General features: G+C 67.1%; 2 protein-coding genes and 1 pseudogene. 2 read left to right on the top strand and 1 reads right to left on the bottom strand.

The window, feature by feature from the left end:
* Positions 1 to 331: hypothetical protein (locus IE182_RS32355; RefSeq protein ID WP_229845295.1), on the bottom strand; the 331-nt coding region annotated here is incomplete at its 3' end.
* 67 nt (positions 332 to 398) lie between these two features.
* On the opposite strand from IE182_RS32355, the pseudogene IE182_RS31475 reads away from it, so the two are divergent.
* Together IE182_RS31475 and IE182_RS31470 are read left to right on the top strand one after the other, a co-directional pair.
* Positions 399 to 1,688 (top strand): annotated as a pseudogene (locus tag IE182_RS31475) (NF041680 family putative transposase); the annotation flags it as partial.
* The gene (locus IE182_RS31470; protein ID WP_229845294.1) at positions 1,685 to 2,266 is read left to right on the top strand and encodes a hypothetical protein; all 582 of its coding nucleotides are present in this window, start codon (positions 1,685 to 1,687) and stop codon (positions 2,264 to 2,266) included. The pseudogene IE182_RS31475 and the gene IE182_RS31470, both read left to right, overlap by 4 nt.
* Positions 2,267 to 2,511: the final 245 nt, after the last annotated feature.

Raw genomic sequence — 2,511 nt, 5'->3', positions numbered from 1 at the left:
CAACTACCACCGACCCCACACCGGCATCCACGGCCAAACACCCGCCAGCCGCGTCACCAACCTCACCGAACAACACATCTAGGCCGTCACCAGCCTGACCGCCGAGCAGGCGTTCCCCGCCCGGCTCGCCCGGCTGGTCCGCGACCACTGGGGCATTGAGTCCCCGCACCACCTTCGCGACACCACCTTCGCCGAGGACTCCTCCCAACTGCGGACCGGAAACGCGCCCCGGGCGATGGCCGCGTGGCGCAACCTCGCCATCGGCATCCTGAAACGCCCCGGCGTCACCAACATCGCTGCCGCCCTCCGCCGCACCGCTCGCGACCCCCAACGACCGCTCGCGCTCCTCGACCTCGGGTGATCAGAAACCGGGCATCATCCGGCTACGCCGAAGCCCTGGGCGCGGGGCCCTTTACGACGGTCTCAACCAGGGACGGATCGATGTCGTCCGGCTACGTCGGGCCCTGGCCGGGATGCCGTTTGCCGAGGGCGGCGGATGGTCGGATTGTCCTGGCCGCTGATGTGTCTCGCCGTGGCTGCGGCCGGACGCCAACACCTGTGCTGACCGTTCCTTTTGCCATACCTACGGTCGGGGTGAGGGCAAGCATCAGATGGTCCCGGGCTGGCCGTACTCGATCGTGGCTGCGCCGGAGACCGGCCGGACGGCGTGGACGGCGGTGCTGGACGCGGTTCGTCTGGAGCCCGGCGCGGATGTCGCCGCGGTGACCACGGTCCAGCTCCGCGAGCTGGTCGAGCGGCTCGTCGCCGCCGGCCAGTGGAAGCCGGGCGACCCCGAAGCCCTGGTCGTGCTGGACGCCGGATACGACGCACCCCGCATCGCCCACCTGCTGACCGATCTGCCCGTCGAGATCCTCGGCAGACTCCGCTCCGACCGAGTCATGCACGGCCGACACCGCCGCGGGTCTACGACCCCAAGGGCGGCCGACCACCCAAGCACGGAGGCGAGTTCGTCTTCGGTGACCCCTGCACGTGGGGTATTGAGCAGGCTGTGACGACCACCGATACCCGCCTTACGGCAAGGCGATCGCGCAGGCATGGGACCGCCTGCATCCGCGGCTCACCCGCCGGGCGCCCTGGATCGACTACGACGGACCGCTACCCATCATCGAAGGCACCGTCATCCGCTTGACCGTGGACAAGCTGCCCAGCGGCGGGGTGAACAAGCCGGTCTGGCTGTGGTGGTCGGGCACCGCCGCCCCCAGGCTGATGTCGACCGCTGCTGGCAGACCTTCCTCCGCCGCTTCGACCTGGAGCACACCTTCCGCCTGTTCAAGCAGACACTCGGTGGACCAAGCCCCGGCTTCGCAGCTCGGAGGCTGCCGACCGGTGGACGTGGCTGGTGATCGCCGCCTATGCCCAGCTCCGGCTCGCGCGGCCGCTGGCCACCGATCTCCGGCGCCCCTGGGAGAATCCGGCTCCGCCGAACAGGCTCATGCCCGCCAGGGTCCGCAGGGGGTTCAGGAACCTGTGCACGAAGACCGGCTTCCCGGCCAGTGCACCGAAACCGTCTCGTCCCGGGCCCTGGCCGGCTGCCGTGTTCGAAGAACCGCCGGCCGGCCACCCGTCATGACGTGGGCAGAGTCCTCGCCACCGGAGAGGCATACAGCCGCCCCGCCCACCATAAGAAGGGCACCAAACCCTGGCGCACCGAGGAGCGGCAAACTTGACAGCCTGGGCCACGTGCAGCGGGTACGAGGCCGAAGAAGTTCACGGGGTATCGGTGGATCTCAGCTCAGTGATCATCGCTGTGGCAGGCGTCGCAGGAACCCTGGGAGGGGCGCTACTCACCCAGCGCGGCTCCGAACGAGCGAAGCGCCTGGAGATAGAGCTCGTTCGAGATCATGAGGAGGTCCGCGAGAACCGTTCGCTGCGACGCACCTGCTATGTGGAACTCAACCGGGATGCTCGCCAGTTCACCACCGCACTCAACCGCCACCTGCACGTCATGAGGGAACGCGGCGTGGAGGAGGCCGACAGTGACGCACTTGAGGAGGCGAAGAACGCGCACCGCGATCGATACTCCGAAGCACAGATGGTCGCCCCCGAAGAAGTACTCAGGCGAGCGAGTGTCGTCAACCAAGCCCTGAACAAGGTCTACGGACAGGTCAAGCGCCTCGAACGCGGCGCCCCCGAACCAGGCGAAACGATGGAGACCGCGGCCCAGGCCCAGTACGAGGTCTGGGAGATGCTCCGAGCTATGAGAACCGCTATGCGCCATGACCTCGGTGTGTCGCATGAAGACTGAGGGCTGGCACTCAGCTCCGTACGAGCTCTCTTGTCTGCCTCGACCAGCCAAAAACTGATCGAGGCAGGGGTTAAAATACAAGCTGAGTGCCTGATTTCGAGGTCGCAAGACTGCGGCGACGGGCAGGTTGGCCCTTTTTGAGTGATCGCGGGATGGGTGGCCAGGGGTCTAGGCCGTGTCCGCAAAGTCGTTGTGCTCGTTGGTGGTGTGTGGTTCGTCGGCATGAGTTAACCGATCAGGCGTGG

It is taken from the genome of Streptomyces cinnamoneus (genome assembly GCF_014650495.1).
GTDB classification, from domain to species: Bacteria; Actinomycetota; Actinomycetes; order Streptomycetales; family Streptomycetaceae; genus Streptomyces; species Streptomyces cinnamoneus.
The sequence above is the reverse complement of the archived record's forward strand: the minus strand, read 5'-3'. Positions and strand labels throughout refer to the sequence as shown.